The organism is Streptomyces sp. NPDC002787 (assembly GCF_053592095.1).
The window spans coordinates 24,509-40,384 of the sequence record NZ_JBSFVC010000024.1 but is presented as its reverse complement, the minus strand read 5'-3'; the positions used below and the strand labels follow the sequence as shown (position 1 = coordinate 40,384).

The window sequence follows — 15,876 nt, the reverse complement described above, 5'->3', positions numbered from 1 at the left end:
CCTCTCGCAGGGTTCGTTCGTCGGTCAGGCCACGACGGGTGAGTGGGCGTTCCAGTGGAAGTCGGCGTCGAGGTCACCGGCGGTGCGCTTGGCGAGCAGCCAGTCGCGCCGGTCGGTGTCGGCCCAGCCGTCGCCCGCCTCCCCCAGCGGATGGCGGAGCCGGTGACGGTAGGCGTCGATGACCTCGCGCAGGCCCTGGGCGGCGGTGCAGGTGGAGCGGAACTCCTCGAAGGCGGAGTGGAACTTGTCGAAGCAGACGGCATAGCTGCGGTTGTCCGCCGCGGGGTTCTTGGTGACGGTGACGTCGGGCACGAGCTCGCGCGTCATGGCGACCACGTCGACGATGCGGTGGTTCTGCTCCGGGAAGCCGACGTTGAAGACCTCGCCGGCGAGATGTCCTCCGTCCGCGTCCAGGACGAGGCGGATGGCGCGAGCCGCGTCACGCACATGCAGCAGGGGCCGCCACAGCAATCCCTCGCCGTTCATCCGGATCTCGCCCCATCGGCTGGCGGTCAGGGCGATGCGGTTGACCATGAGGTCGCTCCGGAAGGACGGCGAGTCGCCGAACAGGGTCGCAAAGCGCAGCGCGACCGGGGCGAACGACTCGTCGGCCAACCGCAGCACCTCGCGTTCGGCCTTCACCTTGCTGACCGCGTAGGCGGTTTCGGGGGCGACGGCGTCGGACTCCGTCAACTCGCCGACCCGCGCCGCCCCGTAGACGCTGCACGAGGAGGCCAGGACGTACGACCGGATGCCCAGCGCCTTGGCCATCCGTGCCAGACGCGCGGGAGCGTGCGCGTTGATCTGGTGCGTGGCGGCCACCGACAGTTCGCCGCAGGCGTCGTTGCACATGGCGGCGAGGTTGACCACCGCGTCGCAGCCCACCAAGTCGTCGCGGGTGACCCGTCGGACGTCTCGCCGGGGTTGTGTCGGGGCGGTGTCGAAGAACCCCGTGTCCAGACCGACGACCTCGTGTCCGTCCCGCAGCAGTGACTGCTCCAGAACGGAACCGAGATATCCGCGGTTCCCCGCCAGGAAAATTCTCACAGTTCTACCTCGCACCGGTTCATTGATCATTGAGACGTGCTGTCGAGTCGAGCGTCACCAGCAGGTCGGTCACGGCCCTGTCCCGGCTGTCCGAGATGTGCCGCCGGGTGTCGCCACCAGGTGAGGCGACGGCGTCCAGGAACCCGCGGATCTGGCACAGCAGCGGTTCTTCGGCCGCCTCGAACACCTGCCTCCGGCAGACGTCGAACAGCCGTCGGTCCTGCCATACGGCGACGAGATCGGCCCCGTCGTACAGATGGATCTTCTTCTGCCGCACCCGGGAGTCGGAGGACACCCGGACGCGTCCCCGGCCGGTCCGCATCGGCAGGTCGACCTCGACGGTCGCCGTGCCGGACAGGCCCCTGGTGACTCGCACCCGGGCTGTCGCCATCCGGTCGGCAGCCACATCGCCGAGCAGGCCGGCGATGCTGAAGACGTGGGGGAAGTACTCCCAGACCAGGTCCTGCACCCCGGTACCGGGAGCAGGCTTGGTCCAGGTGAGACGCCAGTCGGGGGCGGTCAGCCGCCGGGCCGTCGTGGCCAGTCGCCGCAGGCTCTCGTCGAAGCAGTGTGTGTACCCGGTCCGCAGGACCAGGCCGCGGCTGCGTGCTTCCGCCTGCGTCCGTTCCAGATCGGCCCGACTTGTCACCGCCGGTTTCTCCATCAGGACGTGCAGCCCGCGGCGGAGGCACTCCAGGGTGAGCTCGGCATGCGCGTGCCGGGGGGTCACGATGGCGACGGCGTCGAGCGGACGGTCGAGTGCGTCGGTGAGGGAGGTCGTGTGCCACACGGCCGGATAGTGGGCGGCGAGCCATCCGGCGTCGGCGCCGTGGTGCCGGGAGTGGCACACGGCGACCGACGCCCCCAGCCGCGTGGCGATCCTCAGGTACTGACGCCCCCAGGAGCCGATGCCGACAAGAGCCAGCCTGGGCCGCACGGTGACTCCTCCGGCCTCAGGGGACGCGCCAGCCGACGTCGGCGATCTCCAGCAGCGCCGTGCCCTCCGTGTACAGCATGAACGGCACGTCCACGTGCCGCAGGTCCATGCCGACCGCGGCCAGCTCCGCCAAAGGCACCGACAACAAGGTCCACTCACCGTCCTTCGCCTCGCGCAGCCTCGGCGCCAAGTCCACGCCGGGCTGGGCGGGGTAGTCGTCGTGGCAGGCCAGGAACAGGGCCGTGGAGGGCGGCTGGAGGACACGGACGCGGAAGCGTACGTGGGCCCCGGCGTCCAGATGACCGCGCAGGTCGGCGGGTGCGCCCGTGGGTGACTCGGCGTAGGCGAAGGCCGGGTAGCCGTTGAAGCGCAGTCGCAGCCCGGTACCCCCACCGGGGGCGGGCACCGGATCGGAGTGCACGATGTGGCACCGCATGGGTCCGGTGAGTGGAATGTCCTCACGGGACCAGGTGTTGTGACCGCCGACCCGCAGCCGGTACGGGGTGCCCTGCGCGTCGAGGACACGGAGCGGGCCGTCCACCGGGGGCGGCGGCGGTACCGCCCGCGGTTCGTCCGGCGGCAGGGGCCCGACGGCGGGGGCCGGGTCGTGCAGGGACAGGCCGTGGCCCACCGGGAAGAGCGGGGTGTACCCGCCCTCAGGGGCGGTCTCCTCGGCCGGTACGCGGTAGTCGGGCAGGTGGGGCGGGATCCGGTTGACGGCGGCGGAGTCCCGGGTGCGCGGCCAGGAGGACGGCAACCGGCCCTGGAAGTCGAACGCGGGCGCGCCTTCGTCCCCGGCGAACAGCACGTCGGTGATGCCCTCGGCGTACGGTCCGGGCAGCCAGGCGCTGACGAAGGCGTGGGAGAGGTTGATCTCCTCGGTGCAGTACAGCGGCCTGCCGGTGAAGAAGACGGTGACGACGGGCAGGCCGGCGGAGTGCAGTCGGCGCAGTACCTCCAGGTCTCGGGCGTAGGACAGCTTCAGGTCGGCGTAGCCGAGGGAGCGCCACGGCTTGAGGGTGCCCCGCATCTCGGCATAGGAGTCCTCGCCGAGAGCGACCACGGCCACGTCGAAGGCAGCGGCGTCGGCGTGCTCCAGCGCCGGGTCGAGGGTGCACCGTTCGGAGCCGACGACCGAGCGGACCGCGTCCGCCAGTGTGGTGCCGTCCGGCAGATCGGCCCGGTCCACGTCGTCGCCCTGCCAGGTGAGGGTCCAGCCACCGCACTGCTTGCTCAGGTCGTCGGCGGCGCTGCCGGTCACCAGCACCCGGGCGGTGCGGGAGAGCGGCAGCAGGCCCGGAGTGTTCTTGAGCAGGACCAGTGACTTGCGGGCCGCCTCGCGGGACAGCGCCCGGTGCTCGGCGCAACCGACGACCGGCGCTTGGGCGCGGGCGAGGGCGCGGTCCCGGGGGCGGGGCTTGTCCCACAGGCCGAGTCGCATCTTCACCCGCAGTACGCGGGAGACCGCGTCGTCTACGCGGGCCATCGGGATGACCCCGTCGCGCACGTATCGCACCGTCGTACGGTGCACGCTCTGCCAGGCGTCACGGCCGGCGATCATCAGAACGTCCAGCCCGGCGTTGATCGCATAGCCGGCGTCCCCGCCGGAGCAGCCGGCGACCTCGGCGTGCGCGTCCCAGTCGCTGATGACGATGCCGTCGAAGCCGAGTGCGTCCTTGAGCACGTCGGTCAACAGGTAGCGGCTGCCGTGCACCTTGTCGTTGTACGGCTCGGCGCGGCCGGGAGTGTGGTCGTAGTTGGCGGGGTTCGCCCAACTGCTGAAGGAAACCATCACGCTCTGCGCGCCGGCCTCGATGCCGGCCAGGAAGCCCTGGGCGTGGATGTCCCTGAGCACCGCCTCGGAGCAGCGAGCGGTGCCGCGGTCGGCGCCGTTCTCGGTGCCGCCGTCGGCGATCCAGTGCTTGAGGGTGGCGATCACCTTGCCGTCGGTGCGCAGCGTGGCGACGTCACCCTGGAGGCCCTCGACCATGGCCCGGCCGTAGGCGTGGACGAGGGCGAGGTCCTCGCCGTAGCCCTCGTAGTAGCGGCCCCAGCGGCGGTCGCGTGGAGTCGTGACGGTGGGAGCGAAGATCCAGTCCATGCCCGTGGCGGCGACCTCGCGGGCGGTGGCCTCGCCGATGCGCCGCACCAGGTCGGGGTCCCCGGCCGCGCCGAGACCGATGTTGTGCGGGAAGACGGTGGCACCGTGCACGTTGTTGTGCCCGTGCACCGCGTCGGTGGCCCACATGAACGGGATGCGGAAGGGCCGGTCCCGCCAGGCCTCCTCGGCCGCCGTCCAGAAGCCGTCGACGGCGTCCACCCAGTCCTGGACGGTGGCGTGTCGCTTGTCGCCGGGCCAGATGCCGGCGCCGTTGAGGGCCGAACCGACTTTGTAGTCGCGCACGTCCTCGGGGGTCAGCTGGGCCAGCTCGGGCTGGATCATCTGGCCGACCTTCTCCTCCAGCGTCATCTGCCCGAGGATCTCGGCTACTTGGCGCTCCACCGCCGGGTCCCGCGGGATCGCCGAGGTGGGCCGGGGCCACTGTGCCAGTGGCCGCAGGGCGGGCAGCCCGACGGTTTCGGGCGCCCCGGCGCTCCCTGTCACGGTCGTCACGGTCGTCGTCACTTCCCTTCCCGAGCACCGGGGCCGACGCCCGGCTCGGCGATCCAGAACTTCTCGGTCCGCGCGGCGAACACCCGCTCCTGGAACGGCAGCGGCACGACCGGCCGGGTCTGCCCCGGTGCGTACAGTTCGACCTGGGTGCGGTGTTCGCGGAACGCGGCCTGCTTCTGCGGCGCGTACGCGCTGATGTCGAAGGACACCAGCCGCTCGGTGCCCCCGCCCGGGTCGGCCGCCGGGTTGCGGTTGACGAACCCGAACTCCTCCTCTGTGCGCTCGTCCCAGACCACGTACCGGTACACGGCCGGGGTGAGCTCCAGTTCGGCCAGAACGGACACCACCGTCTCGCCGGTCAGCCGGTGGTCGGCATTGAGCTCCCTCACCTCGTGGGGGATGTACACCTCGGTGACGCTCCGGTGCTCACGCAGGATCTCCAGCACGTCCCGGCGGAACTCGGGCAGGTGCTCGGCGAGCCGGGTGTCGGGGTAGTCGAGGAACCGCACCGCCTCCTTGTCGAGCCCCATCGCCTTGGCGGCCATGCGGGCCTCCTCGCGACGGACCACGCGCAGTTCGGTGGGCGTGGGGTCGGTGTGGATGCCCAACACGGCCGAGTGCGACATCGCGCCATCGGTCGCGAACACCACGCCGACCCGGCCTCCTCCGGCGGCGAGCCGGGCGATGGTGCCGCCGCAGGCGATCACCTCGTCGTCCGGGTGCGGCGAGAAGACCAGTACCCGGGGCGCGTCGCGCCGCGCCTCACGGTCCTTCCAGGTCCATATGCCGAGCACGGGCGGGGTCAACGGTCATCTCCCGGAAGGGACGCCGCGGTCGCCGGTTCGTCGGCCTGCCCCGCCTCCGCGGCGGCCCGCTCGGCGTCCATCTGGTCGATCGGCCGGATCACCGTGCCGAACCGGTCGGTGACCTCGCCGTCGGCCAGCCCCCGGGAGCGCAGGATGTCCTCGATCTCGTGGAAGTGGTTGTCCGGCACCAGGCGGGCGACCGGAGTGTCGTACTTGGCGGCGAAGTACTGGTAATTGTGCGCGGCCGAGCGCATGTTGGCCTCGTAGCTCTTCGGATGCGGGACATGCAACGCGGTCGCGTCACGGCGCAGTACGAAGCGGGCGCCCGCCATGCGCAGCCGGTAGCTGAGGTCGACGTCCTCGGCGCCCCAGGAGCGGTACGCCTCGTCGAAGGCACCGACCTTGCGCAGGAGTCCGGTGTCGGCCGACGAGTTGCAGGTCCACCACATCAGCCAGGGCGCCGTCAGGGCGTCCAGGTCCTCGCCGTAGCGCTCGTAGTAGTCCTCCCGGATGTCCAGCCAGCGGCGTTGCGCGGTGAACTCGGCGAAGGACGCGTCCGGGTCGGCGAAGTCGATGGCCTCGGTGATCTCCTCGCCGTCCTCGTTGCCCTCGTTGAAGCAGAAGACGTAGCCGACGACCGCGGTGGGCGCGGACGTCTCCCGGTGCGCGGCCAGGTGGGCGGCCAGCGCTCCGGAGTGCAGGATCACCCCGGAGTCCACGAGCACGCAGACGTCGGCGCGGGCGTGCTCGATGCCGGCGTTGCGGGCCTTCGCGGCCCGGTAGCCCTCGTCCTCCTGGAAGCAGTAACGGATGTCGAGCCGGTCGCGGTAGCCGTCGACGACCTGTGCGGTCTCGTCGGCGGAGCCGTCGTCCGAGACGACCACTTCGAAGCGGTCGCCGGCGTCGAGCCGCTGGCGGCACAGGGAGTCCAGGGTGTGTCTGAGCAGTCCGGCGCGGTTGTACGTGGGTATGACGACCGTGCAGGCGGGCGGCGTGGTCACGCGGCGCTCCCTTCTCGGGGGTCGGGGGAATCGGCGGGGTGGTCGGCGGGAGCGGAACGCAGGAACAGCACGAACAGCCCGGCCAGCCCGGTCAGCCCGGCGCACACCCAGAAGACCTGTGCGTAGCCGGTCCAGGTGGCCACCGTGCCGACCGCGAGGCCGCCCAGGAACATCCCGGCCTTGAAGGCGCTGGAGTACAGGGCCGAGGCGGTACCGAACCTGCCGGGCAGGCTGTCCTGGAGCATCACGACGGGGATGTTCAGGGCCACCGCGGCCCAGGCGGCGTTGAGGGGCTGCAGCGCCAGCAGCAGCGGGCGGCTGCCGTTCGCGACCGGGAGGAGGGCGAAGAACAGGGTGGCGCAGACGGTGGCCGCGACCATCAGCCGCCGCTTGCCGATGCGGTCCGCCCAGACGCCGACCATCACCATCAGCGGGATCTCCAGCGCCGCGCTCACCCCGAGGAGCAGGCCGGCGAACTGGGCGCTCATCTCCAGCTCGTCGGTGATGTAGAGGGGGAGGTTGATCTGGTACATCATGTTGGCGCCGAGCAGCAGCACGACGGATCCGAGCACCAGCATCGTGTGCAGTCCGACCCCGGCGAACATCGCCCGCAGCCCGGGAGGCGGCTCCTCGTCCGGCTTGTCGGGATCCGATCGGTCGGGGTGCGATCGGTCGGGGTGCGGCAGCCCCCAGCGGCACAGCGCCGCCGCCAGCAGCGACAGGCCGGCCGTCGTGGCGTACAGCACGGTGAAGGACCAGTGGGCGATCAGCCAGAAGGCGAGCGGGGGGCCCACCACCCAGGCCAGTGAGGTGACCGAGCGCAGGAAGCCGTTGAAGAAGGGGGCGTCCACGCCCCGCGCGTCCGCCAGTTCGCGGGTGTAGGCGAAGAGCTGGCCGAAACAGGCGCCGCCCAGGCCGAACAGGACCATGCCGGTCAGGAGCAGCACGTAGTAGTCGCGCAGGAACGTGTAGCAAAGGGCCCCGGCGGCGTTCAGCAGTGCGGTGAGCACCAGGATCGTACGGCGGTCGCGCAGGCGGTCGGAGAGCGCTCCCACCACCACGTCCGTGCCGATCTCCGCGATCGAGCGGGCGGCGAAGAACAGGCCGACCATCAGGGGCGTCGCGGCGACCGCCTCCGTCAGGAAGAGGCTGGTGGTGGGCACGAGGAACGCACCGGCCACCCCCACGACCGCGGTGGCGCCGATCAGGTTGCGCACCGCGGGATCGCCGACCAGTCGCCACCGGCTGCCCGCCCGCGAGCCCTTCACGGCCGGGGCTGTCACGCGGCCCTCCCCTCCGCCGTGTCGGCGGGCTCGGTGTCGCGTTGCCGGTACGGCAGCCAGGGCTGCAGCTCCCGTCCGGCGGGAACCCGCGAGGCCGCGGCCAGATCGGCCGCGTCGATCTCCCCGCGGGCCAGCAGTTGTTCCCGGGTGGCGGGGGGCAGCGCGGCCAGGACGCGGTGCCGTACTCCGGCCAGGTCCAGCCGCCCGTCGTGCACGGCGGGCAGTGGCCGGGCCTGCCCCGGGCGCAGGTTGGCGGGGTCGAATTGGCTGGAGACGAGGGTCCAGTAGTCCCGGAAGTGCACCGAGGGGTCGGGCAACGCGCCGCTGAGGAGGCCGAGGCGGATGGTCTCCAGCCAGCAGTCGAGGTAGCGCCGGTCGTGGAGCGCGGACATGTGACGGGTGCACCACTCGGCGCGCTCGGCGGGACCGGGCAGCGTGGTCTTGCCGCCGAACACGCTCAGCACCCAGCCGGCGATGGCCTCGAAGTAGGGGCAGGCCGTGCCGAACGCCTCGGTGTCCACGGGGGTGTTGACCACGGCGAGGGTCGGGTCGTGCCGCCAGAAGTGGTGCTCGTACAGGTCCTCGCGGCGCAGGTCGTCGATGAACCCGTAGTCGGGCGGCTCATAGCCGAGGCACAGCACCACGGTGTCGTACCGGCCGGTGGTGCCGTCCGCGAGGACCGCCTGCCCGTCGGGGGCGAACCGCGCGAGGGCGGGCACCGGGTGTACCCCGCCGCCGTGCACCGCGGGCACGATCGTCTCGTTGACGTGCACCGCCCCGTGGAAGCCCCGCTGCGGCAGCAGGCCGGTGGCCCGGTACATGCGCATGTACTCGGGCAGCCATTCGGCCAGCCAGTCCAGGTACGCGCCGTACGGCACCTCCTCGACGAGGACCCGGCCCACGTAGGAGAACAGGGCGTCGTTGTGGGCACCGGCGATGCTGCGCGGCAGGAACAGCGCCTTGCGGCGCACGGACCAGTCCACCCGGGCGGCGTGCGGCGCCAGGTCGGCGGCGATGTCGGCGCCGCTCACCCCGCCGCCGACGACCAGGACCCGCTGCCCGGCGAATTCGGCCGGTCCGCGGTACTCGGGGGCCGTGAGCACACGGACCCCGGTGCCGGACGACGGCACACCGCCGTCGGGGAGCCGGGGCCGCCACAGCTCGCCATTGGCGACCAGTATGGCGTCGGCGTGCTCGGAGAACTCCGAGAACTGGGAGTGCTCGGAGTGCTGGGCGGTGCCGCTGGAGCGACGGGCCGTTATCCGCCAGCGTCCGTCGTCCTTCGCCACCCGGACGACCTCGTGGCCGAATCGCACCGCGTCGAGGAGGCCGAACTCCTCGGCGTACGAGCGCAGGTACGTCTGGACCTCGGCCTGGGTGGGGAAGTCGGTGGCGAAGGCGGGAGGGTGGTCGGAGAACGGCATGCTCATGCGCGAGCTCTGCATCCGGACCCCGTCGTACGCGCCGCCCGATGCGGGGTTCCAGATACCGCCGAGGTCCTGGTGCTTCTCGTAGCAGACCACGTCGTGGCCGTCGGCGAGAGCCTGCTTGACGCAGGTGAGCCCCGCAGGACCGGCTCCGATCACGGCTAAGCGCATGTGGGCTCCTGGCCTTGATGAGGGGGATGTACGGACAGGCGCCGGGCAAGGGGCCGGCGTCAGATGAAGAGGTCGAAGTCCTCGACCAGATCGGCCGGTTCGGGACGCTCCGCGAGCAGGGACATCTCCTGGTTCGTGGCGTGCCGGGCGCACACGAAGCGGCAGTCCTCGCTGGGGTCGATCACCGTGGTGTCGGCCGCCGCCCACATCTCGGCGAAGTCCATCCGCTGGATGTCGCCGATGAGACCCTTGGGGTTGCCCCGGTGATAGGGGCAGACGAAGACGCCGGTCGGGGTGATGGTGGTGCGCAGCTCGGCGACCCCGCAGCTGTGGTACTCCTTGGGCTGCACGGGGTCGGCACCGCGGCGCACGGCCTGCCAGTTGGAGGAATGCAGGACGTGGAAGGAGCCGTCCTTCAGCGCGCGCAGCCGGGCGATCTGGTCCTCGACCACCTCGATGTCCTCCGGACGCTGGTTGACCGTGTAGTGGTCCTCGTCCAGCATCGCCTTGACCTCGAAGTAGTCGCAGCCGATCTCACGGGCCAGCATCCCGGCCTGGTACACCTCGTCGTAGTTGGAGTCGGTGACCTTCCCGTCGTCGTCGAAACGCTGCATGAGCAGGAACGAGTAGCCGAGCCGGCCCTGCTTGCGTGCGCCGAGCAGCCGCATGTTCTCGACCACCTGCGGGAAAGCGCTGCGCTTGCCCCGGCTGGGGCGGAATGCCTGGTAGGTGTCCGGGGTTCCGGCGTCCACCGAGACGCGCACCCAGGACATCATCCCGGCCAGCTGGTCGATGTGGCGATGGATCTGGGTGCCGTTGGTGACCATGCCGAGCTGGATGCCGGCCTCGTGGAGCACCTCGATGATCCGTCCGACGGAACGGTGAAGTAACGGTTCTCCGCCGCCGATCAGGATGACCGCGCGGACCTCCGAGGCGGCCAGCTCGTGGGCGAGACGGACGATGCGGTCCTGACCTATCTGGCCGTGATGCAGCACCTGGGAGCTGATGCACTCCGGACAGGCGAGGTCGCACACGGTCGTGGGGTCCAGATCGACCACGAGCGGCGAGGACAGGCGCTTGCCGCGGGCGACGTCGAGGACGGCGGGGTGGACGGAACGCTGGTAGAGCTTGCCGACCAGGTCGAGATTGCGCCCCACGAATTGGATGCCGAGGGTGGATCCGGGCTGAACGGAATTGCTGTCAGGCATGCGTGCGGCCACTTTCCGGTTCGATTCGATACGAAGGGCGGACGGACGGCCGGGAGCGGATGCAGGAAGTGACAGGGGGGTTGGGAGCGCTCCCAAGACGGTGGCCGAAATGGTCGACGGGTGTCAACCGGCTATCGGGAACCGATCGCACGCCTATGCCAAATGGCTTGAATCAAGGGGCTCTTGACAACGAAAAGAGGGTCGAGAATTGTGGGAGCGCTCCCACGGCGGGCCGTGGTGGGCGAGGGGTTCTGCTACGTCACCAGGGAGGCCGGAACCGATGACCGCCGCGGACACCGAGCGCGTGGGGAGCGAGCCCGTGGACGGGCTGCCCGCGGACTTCGTCTGGGGTGCGGCCACGTCCGCATACCAGATCGAGGGGGCCGCTGCCGAGGACGGACGGACGCCGTCCATCTGGGACACCTTCAGTCACACACCGGGTGCGGTGGCGGGCGGCGACCACGGTGACGTCGCCTGCGACCACTACCGGCGCATGCCCGAGGACGTCGCCCTGCTCGCCGGCCTCGGCCTCGGGGCCTACCGCTTCTCCGTGGCCTGGCCCCGCGTCCAGCCGAACGGCAAGGGGCCGGCGAATGCGCGCGGGCTCGCCTTCTACGACCGTCTGGTCGACGAACTGCTGGCCAAGGACATCACCCCCTGGGCCACGCTCTACCACTGGGACCTCCCCCAGGCGCTGGAGGACGCGGGCGGCTGGCCGAACCGCGACACCGCGTACCGTTTCGCCGAGTACGCCGGGATCGTGGCCGAGGCCCTCGGCGACCGGGTGAACCACTGGATCACCCTCAACGAGCCCTACTGCGCGGCGATGCTCGGCTACTACCACGGCGTCCACGCTCCCGGCCGCAGGCACTTCCCCGACTTCGTCAGGGCGGCGCACCATCTGCTGCTCGGCCACGGCCTGGCCGTCCAGCAGGTGCGGGCGCAGGCGGCCCGGCCGCCACGGATCGGCATCACCGTCAACCCCCTCGTCGCGCACCCCTTCTCGGACGCGCCGGAGGACGTCGAAGCCGCCCGCCGGGCAGACGCGCTGGGGACACGCCTCTACCTCGACCCGGTGCTGCACGGACGCTATCCCGCGGACCTGCTCGCCGACCTCGCGCCGCACGAGGCCGGGCCGCCGGTCGAGGACGGCGACCTGCGGGCCATCGCACAGCCGCTGGACTTCCTCGGCGTCAACTACTACTTCCGGGACGTCGTGCGCCCCTCCGACGAGCCGCACGGATACCGGACGGTCCCGCAGACCGATCGCCCATCGACCGCGATGCCGTGGGAGATCTATCCGGAGGGCCTGACCGACCTGCTCGTCCGCATCTCCCGGGAGAATCCCGGTCTGCCGCTCTACATCACCGAGAACGGTGCCGCCTTCGACGACACGAGCTCTCCCGTGGACGAGACAGGGCGCATTCAGGACACGGACCGCATCGCCTTCCTCACCGACCACCTCGCGGCCATCGGCAAGGCCCGCGCGGGGGGCGCGGACGTCCGCGGCTACTTCTGCTGGTCACTGATGGACAACTTCGAGTGGGCGTACGGCTATGCCAAGCGTTTCGGCCTCGTCCACGTGGACTACGCCACGCAACGGCGCACACCGAAGGCCAGCGCTCTGTGGCTGCGCGACATGGCGGTGGCCTCCCGGACGCGGTGAGACCGACGACCCGTCACCCCGCAAACCGGTTCCGCGGAGTGCGCCCACCGCCGCGCCGACAGGGCGTGTCGTGCATCAGGTGAGTTCCTCCTCGAAGGAGTCATTCGGTGAGTACGCCGGCGGATCACCTGATCGGGACGGCCGCGCGTCGAGGTCCAGACGGTCTGACGAGGCAACCAGGGAGCACCTCAGGGCCACCCGATCGTGCGGCCGACCGGGTCCACGGATCAGCGTTCCGTGTGCACCACCGCGAACTTCGCTCCCTCCGGGTCGGCGAGGGTGGCCACGGGACCGTGCGGGGTGTCGTGGGTGGGCTTGAGGACATGGCCGCCGAGTTCGATGACGCGGTTGGCGGTCTCGTCGGGGTCGGTGACCTCGAAGTAGGTCAGCCAGTGCGGGCCCCGGTCGCGGGGGAGGGCACTGCCGACGCCGTGGATGCCGGCGACGGGGCGGCCCCCGATGTGGAGGGTGACGTAGTCGAGGTCGGCGGAGACGACCGGCTCCTCCTCGTAGCCGAAGGCGGTCTCGTAGAACTTGGCGACCAGCGAGCTGTCCACGGTGAGGAGTTCGTCCCAGGCGGGGGTGCCGGGGACGCCGGTGATGTCCGCGCCGAGATGCTCAGCCGCCTGCCAGATGCCGAAGACGGCGCCCGCCGGATCGGAGGCGATCGCCAGGCGGCCCGCCTCCCCGGCGTCCAGCGGGCCGACACCGACGGTGCCACCGCAGTGCCGTACGGTCTCCGCCGTCCGGTCCGCGTCGTCCGAGGCGAAGTACGGCGTCCAGGCGATGGGCAGATGACGGTCGGGCGGCAGCTGTCCGATGCCCGCCACCTGACGCCCGTCGAGCAGCGCCCGCACGTACGGGCCGAGCTGCTGGGGCCCGGGCTGGAACTCCCAGCCGAACAGCGCCCCGTAGAAGTCCTGGGTCGTGGCCATCCCGTGCACCATCAGACTCACCCAGCAAGGTGTGCCCGGTGGACGCGCCGTACCGTTCAGGCCGCTCGACCCCCGCGCCTCGGTCATCGTCACTCTCTCCTCGGCCCCTCGCGGCGGCCGTGTCCGTCCGCCCTCCGTACGCGTGTACCGCGTCCACGCGCGATCACGCCCCGTGCCGATGCTCGCACCAGCCGTAGTGCCACAGGCCCGCGCCGCACCGCCGCGCGACGCGTGCGTGGGCGAGCCTGCCCGGCTTGCCGGTAGCCCGTCGCTGTCCGCGCCGCTGCCGTGCGGTGTCCATCGGCTGTACGGCATGTGCCCGGTCCCGTACTCCTCGTGATCGGCACCGTCCGGCGGGCAGAGTAGCCGGAGCTGGACGACGCGGCCACCCCGTGCGCGAGGATGGGGACCATGAACGCCATCATCTCCGCCGCCGACCTCGCGAGCGAGCTGGCGGGAGCGAACCCCCCGGTCCTCCTGGACGTCCGCTGGCAGTTGGGCGGCCCGAACCTGCGCCCCGAGTACGAGCGGGCGCACCTCCCGGGGGCCGTCTTCGTCGACCTGGACGCCGAACTCGCCGGTCCGGCGGGCCCCGGCGGCCGCCACCCGCTGCCCGACCCGGAGGCTTTCGGCACGGCGATGAGGGCCGCCGGGGTCTTTGCCGACCGTGCCGTCGTCGTCTACGACGGCGGGCTCAACTGGGCCGCAGCGCGCGCGTGGTGGCTGCTCCGCTGGGCGGGACACCCCTCGGTGCGGGTCCTGGACGGCGGTCTGGCGGCGTGGGAGGGCCCGTTGACGGCCGAGATCCCGGATCCCGCGCCCGGCACCTTCGTACCCGCTCCGGGCGCGCTGCCGCTGCTCGACGCGGACGGCGCCGCCGCGCTGGCCCGCACCGGGCTGCTGCTGGACGCACGGGCCGCCGAGCGTTACCGCGGCGACGTGGAGCCCATCGACCCCGTCGGCGGCCACATCCCGGGCGCGGTGTCGGCTCCCACCACGGAGAATGTGGCCGAATCCGGCCGCTTCCGGTCCGCCGCCGAACTCGCCGACCGCTTCAAGGGATTCGGCGTCACCGCCGACTGCGAGGTCGGCGTCTACTGCGGCTCGGGTGTCTCCGGCGCCCACCAGGTGCTGGCGCTGGCCGTCGCGGGCATCCCGGCGGCCCTGTACGTCGGTTCGTGGTCGGAGTGGTCCCGGGACGGCAGCCGCCCGGTCGCCACCGGGCCCGACCCCCAGTGAGTCACCACTGACGGCACGCCGTGGGGCCCGCGTCTGAACGACGCGGGCCCCACACACGTATGAATGACCGATCCTGCACCGAAGAGAAACGGATCTGCATGAACGACCGGTCGCATTCCCCACCGCTGTAGTCCGTTACTCCTGTTTCTTGCGTCGTGTACCGAAGACGATCTCGTCCCAGCTCGGCACCGCCGCGCGACGGCCCGGGCGGACGCCGTCGGCCTCGGCCTGCCGGTCGGTGGCGCCGATGAGCCGGTCGCGGTGGCCGTTGACCGACCGCGGCATGAGGACGTCCGCGTAGGCGGAACCCGCCGAGGCCGCGGGGGCGGCGGACTCCTCCTCCGCCACTTCCTCGACGGAGACGGGCTCCTCCTGCGGTTCGGCGGAGGGCAGTTCGGGCACGACCAGGTCGCCGCGGTAGCTGGGGACGGCCTCCAGGATGCTCGTGAGCGAGTCGCGCTCGCTCACGATCTCCTCGTCGGCCTCCGAGGGAGGCGGCAGGACGGGACGTTCCGCCTGGCGGTCCAGGGGGCGGTCACGGGGCAGCCGCGCGATCCTCGGCACGAACGGGAAGCTCGGCTCGGGCGTCCCGAGGTCGTCGGACTCGCCGATCAGTGAGCGCGCCTCGTCGTCGACGGCCTGGACGAGCCGCCGGGGCGGGTCGTACGTCCAGCTCGCCGAGTGCGGTTCGCCCGCGACCCGGTAGACCAGCAGGACCTCCCAGGTGCCGTCGTCGCGGCGCCACGAGTCCCATTGGACCGTGTCCTTCTCGGCGCCGCGGATCAACAGCCGCTCCTGGACGGCCTCGCCGAGCTGCGGACCGGCGGCGTTCTCGCCGGGGCGGCGGACCGGGGTCTTGCGTGCCCGCTCGGCCATGAAGGCACGCTCGGCCAGCACGGGCCCCTCGAACCGGCGTACCCGGTCCACGGGGATACCGGCGAGCTGCGCGACCTCCTCGGCCGTGGCACCCGCGCGTATACGCGCCTGGATGTCACGGGGGCGGAGATGGCTCTCCACCTCGATCTCGATCTGACCGAGGCGGGGACGGTCGCCGCGCACGGCGGCACGCAGCCGTTCGTCGATCGGCAGCGTGTACTCCGTGGAATCGGCAGCCTTCAGCACCAGCCGTGTGCCGTCATTGGAGACGGCCACGACACGCAGTTCGGGCATGGGGACCTCCCGGGTGGTGCCTGCCGACGTCACGTGCGTCGCTGCTTCCGCTAGTCGAGTGTGGCCTGCCCGGGTGCAGCCTGCCACAACCTTGCCGAGTTGCCCGGCGTGTCGGGCGTGAGCCCGAGGCCGCCGTTATGGCACGGTAACCTATTCGCAACGCTAAGTGACGAACCTCATCACCCTGTGCAACGATCCCCCTCCCGGCGGTCCTCGAAGGCCCCGGACACCCTGGCGGGAGTCCGGACCCAGGGCTCGCAACAGTACTCCATTCGGGCCACTTGCGTGGATCGGCACGCCGCTCGACTTCTTGCGGGAGACACCAATCAGCCGCCGGAACAGACCATTTCGTGACCCCCGGGAGAGAGGTGC

12 protein-coding genes are annotated in these 15,876 nt (G+C 71.3%); 2 read left to right on the top strand and 10 right to left on the bottom strand.

Translation table 11 applies throughout. The features are described 5' to 3' along the window. Positions 1-24 precede the first annotated feature (24 nt). Genes ACWD26_RS30325 through ACWD26_RS30290 form a run of 8 tightly spaced genes read right to left on the bottom strand, consistent with a single transcriptional unit; the run spans position 25 to position 10,494 of the window. Positions 25-1,047: an NAD-dependent epimerase/dehydratase family protein gene (locus ACWD26_RS30325; RefSeq protein ID WP_451275145.1), complete on the bottom strand. Its 1,023-nt coding sequence runs from the start codon at positions 1,045-1,047 to the stop codon at positions 25-27. A gap of 19 nt (positions 1,048-1,066) precedes the next feature. Continuing rightward, positions 1,067-1,984, bottom strand: a complete 918-nt coding sequence (locus ACWD26_RS30320; protein WP_451275144.1) for a Gfo/Idh/MocA family protein — start codon at positions 1,982-1,984, stop codon at positions 1,067-1,069. 16 nt (positions 1,985-2,000) lie between these two features. Beyond that, on the bottom strand, positions 2,001-4,610 hold the full coding sequence (locus ACWD26_RS30315; RefSeq protein ID WP_451275143.1) for a glycoside hydrolase family 3 N-terminal domain-containing protein: 2,610 nt from the start codon (positions 4,608-4,610) through the stop codon (positions 2,001-2,003). Then, positions 4,607-5,404, bottom strand: a complete 798-nt coding sequence (locus ACWD26_RS30310; RefSeq protein WP_451275142.1) for a PIG-L deacetylase family protein — start codon at positions 5,402-5,404, stop codon at positions 4,607-4,609. The genes ACWD26_RS30315 and ACWD26_RS30310 overlap by 4 nt, the downstream gene beginning before the upstream one ends. Next, the gene (locus ACWD26_RS30305; protein ID WP_451275141.1) at positions 5,401-6,405 is read right to left on the bottom strand and encodes a glycosyltransferase; all 1,005 of its coding nucleotides are present in this window, start codon (positions 6,403-6,405) and stop codon (positions 5,401-5,403) included. The genes ACWD26_RS30310 and ACWD26_RS30305 overlap by 4 nt, the downstream gene beginning before the upstream one ends. After that, entirely contained in the window at positions 6,402-7,688 is a 1,287-nt protein-coding gene (locus ACWD26_RS30300; protein ID WP_451275140.1) for a sugar efflux transporter, read from the bottom strand. Before ACWD26_RS30300 ends, ACWD26_RS30305 begins: the two co-directional genes overlap by 4 nt. Continuing rightward, positions 7,685-9,286 carry a flavin-containing monooxygenase gene (locus ACWD26_RS30295; protein ID WP_451275139.1) on the bottom strand — a complete coding sequence of 534 codons (1,602 nt, stop codon included), beginning with the start codon at positions 9,284-9,286 and terminating at the stop codon, positions 7,685-7,687. Before ACWD26_RS30295 ends, ACWD26_RS30300 begins: the two co-directional genes overlap by 4 nt. Positions 9,287-9,345: 59 nt before the next feature. After that, positions 9,346-10,494, bottom strand: coding sequence for a radical SAM protein (locus ACWD26_RS30290; RefSeq protein WP_451275138.1), 1,149 nt, complete (start codon positions 10,492-10,494; stop codon positions 9,346-9,348). 280 nt (positions 10,495-10,774) lie between these two features. Between ACWD26_RS30290 and ACWD26_RS30285 the strand changes: the two genes are divergently transcribed. Beyond that, the gene (locus ACWD26_RS30285) at positions 10,775-12,160 is read left to right on the top strand and encodes a GH1 family beta-glucosidase (RefSeq protein WP_451275137.1); all 1,386 of its coding nucleotides are present in this window, start codon (positions 10,775-10,777) and stop codon (positions 12,158-12,160) included. A gap of 227 nt (positions 12,161-12,387) precedes the next feature. On the opposite strand, the gene ACWD26_RS30280 is transcribed toward ACWD26_RS30285, so the two are convergent. Continuing rightward, positions 12,388-13,182 (bottom strand): VOC family protein, encoded by a 795-nt coding sequence (locus ACWD26_RS30280; RefSeq protein ID WP_451275136.1) that lies wholly within the window; start codon positions 13,180-13,182, stop codon positions 12,388-12,390. A 324-nt stretch (positions 13,183-13,506) separates the two neighbouring features. Here ACWD26_RS30280 and ACWD26_RS30275 point away from each other — a divergent pair, with 324 nt between their 5' ends. After that, a complete protein-coding gene (locus ACWD26_RS30275) occupies positions 13,507-14,334 on the top strand; it encodes a sulfurtransferase (RefSeq protein ID WP_451275135.1) in 828 nt (275 codons plus the stop codon). A 135-nt stretch (positions 14,335-14,469) separates the two neighbouring features. Here the strand turns inward: ACWD26_RS30275 and sepH are convergent, their stop codons facing one another. Continuing rightward, complete coding sequence (gene sepH / locus ACWD26_RS30270) at positions 14,470-15,504, bottom strand: septation protein SepH (protein ID WP_451275134.1); 1,035 nt, start codon at positions 15,502-15,504, stop codon at positions 14,470-14,472. Positions 15,505-15,876 lie beyond the last annotated feature (372 nt).

Coding starts and splice junctions, on each gene's coding strand:
- ACWD26_RS30290 (WP_451275138.1), bottom strand. CDS start 10,494: ATGCCTGACAGCAATTCCGTTCAGCCCGGATCCACCCTCGGCATCCAA.
- ACWD26_RS30295 (WP_451275139.1), bottom strand. CDS start 9,286: ATGCGCTTAGCCGTGATCGGAGCCGGTCCTGCGGGGCTCACCTGCGTC.
- ACWD26_RS30280 (WP_451275136.1), bottom strand. CDS start 13,182: ATGACCGAGGCGCGGGGGTCGAGCGGCCTGAACGGTACGGCGCGTCCA.
- ACWD26_RS30285 (WP_451275137.1), top strand. CDS start 10,775: ATGACCGCCGCGGACACCGAGCGCGTGGGGAGCGAGCCCGTGGACGGG.
- ACWD26_RS30275 (WP_451275135.1), top strand. CDS start 13,507: ATGAACGCCATCATCTCCGCCGCCGACCTCGCGAGCGAGCTGGCGGGA.
- sepH (WP_451275134.1), bottom strand. CDS start 15,504: ATGCCCGAACTGCGTGTCGTGGCCGTCTCCAATGACGGCACACGGCTG.